The 1486-nt window shown below is 36.3% G+C and carries 3 protein-coding genes; all 3 read left to right on the forward strand.

The window, feature by feature from the left end; genetic code table 11:
- Positions 1-350: hypothetical protein (locus tag AVL50_RS33305; RefSeq protein ID WP_216639019.1), on the forward strand; the 350-nt coding region annotated here is incomplete at its 5' end.
- The gene (locus AVL50_RS07225) at positions 313-633 is read left to right on the forward strand and encodes a hypothetical protein (RefSeq protein WP_062615817.1); all 321 of its coding nucleotides are present in this window, start codon (positions 313-315) and stop codon (positions 631-633) included. The genes AVL50_RS33305 and AVL50_RS07225, both read left to right, overlap by 38 nt.
- Before the next feature lie 93 nt (positions 634-726).
- A partial coding sequence (locus AVL50_RS07230) for a hypothetical protein (RefSeq protein ID WP_157491188.1) occupies positions 727-1486 on the forward strand: 760 nt, incomplete at its 3' end.

Below are 1486 nucleotides of genomic sequence, written 5' to 3' on the forward strand. Positions count from 1 at the left end.
CTAAAGCCAATTCAAAAAAGGTATTAAAGGTGTTCCGGGAAGGTGTAGAAGGAATTGGCAGAAAGCCATGCAATGATATATCCGTAACATTGAACAATGCGGGCTGGTGGAGAAGTGCAAACTGTAAAAGTGTGGTTGATTCTTTTTTCAATTATATCAATGAGTACCAGGCAGTACATACTAACAGACTACATGTAGCCATTGCAGCATCTTTATTAGACAAAGAAGTTACCCTTTACGAAGGAAATTACTATAAGAATAGAGCAGTGTATGAATTTAGTTTATCAAACAACCCAAAAATCAAAATAGAAAATGGACATCAAAAAAGTAATCACATTGATCATTGCTGATATTATTGGCTATTCTTCTGTAGCGGCTACCGCTGTTTCAGAAATCACTTTTTTAGGAGAACTTACTGACGGAAATATCTCATTGCAGGATGCATATGTATCAGTAGGTCTTGTATGGCTTTTCTTCAGAGTTATCAATGATGCAAAACTGGCCTTTAAAAAAGAAGGTGCAGACTCCTCACAAAAAGATGATCAAAAGAAGAAAATAACAGAAGAGGACAAAACTGACAAAAAAGATCAAAATCTACAAAACAAATCAAATGGTCAAAACAGGATAACATAACTTTCCGGTCATGTTTTTTTGGTTTATCATTGCTTTATGAATAAAGATTTAGAGTGTATGAAGTAATTTATTCACAATAAAGCAATCCAGTAAATGGCAATATTAGATAGCCTAGCTGAGGCATTTGGGGCTAAGAGAAGAACCCCAAAGCTAACTATGATCCCAACCGTGAAAATGGGGGAGCAGAAAAACAAAGCGGCACTTTCAATCGAGAAAGAAAATGCAGCCGTTGCAGCAAAACAGCAGAAAATCGCTCAAGAAAAAGCTAAGAACATGCAAGAGCTTGAAAAGGTGAAAGCAGAACTCAATAAGCTTACAAGTGAGCAGAAAAAGAATAAAGTAGTTGACTATAAGCAGCAAAACGAGCTGAAGGCAATTAAAGATAAATATGAAAAGACAGTCGCCTATGCAAAACGTAAAGGTGTAGCGAATAAGTCTCTTCATAACCAGCTTTCTTACTATAAGAGAAAGTTTGCTCAGCTGACAAAGCAGCTCAATGAGAGAAAGTCTTACTCACAAGGGTACAGAAAAGCATTGACTGCTTGGAAGTCAAAATATAGTTCACTCATCAAAAAGCATCATAAGCTTTCTAAGATGAGCAGTTCCAGAACAGCAAACGCCTATAAGAGCAAATACCATAAGGCTTATAAAGAGTTGAAGGCTATTCGTTCAAAGTACAATAAGGCAAGAAAGCTGGCTTATAAGTATAAATCTTCATTGTCCAGTTCAGGAAAGGACAAGAAAATAATTGCAAGACAGGCAAAGAAATACTTAAAGACTGCCAAGGTTTACAAGAAGAAGTATGTACGTGTCTATGGTGCTTTGAAAAAGGAAAAACGTAGAAACGCTACTA

Source organism: Flammeovirga sp. SJP92, assembly GCF_001583495.1.
Lineage (GTDB): Bacteria > Bacteroidota > Bacteroidia > Cytophagales > Flammeovirgaceae > Flammeovirga.

What these genes read in the sequence shown, in the direction of transcription:
- AVL50_RS07225 (WP_062615817.1), top strand. Translation starts at nt 313, where the DNA reads ATGGACATCAAAAAAGTAATCACATTGATCATTGCTGATATTATTGGC.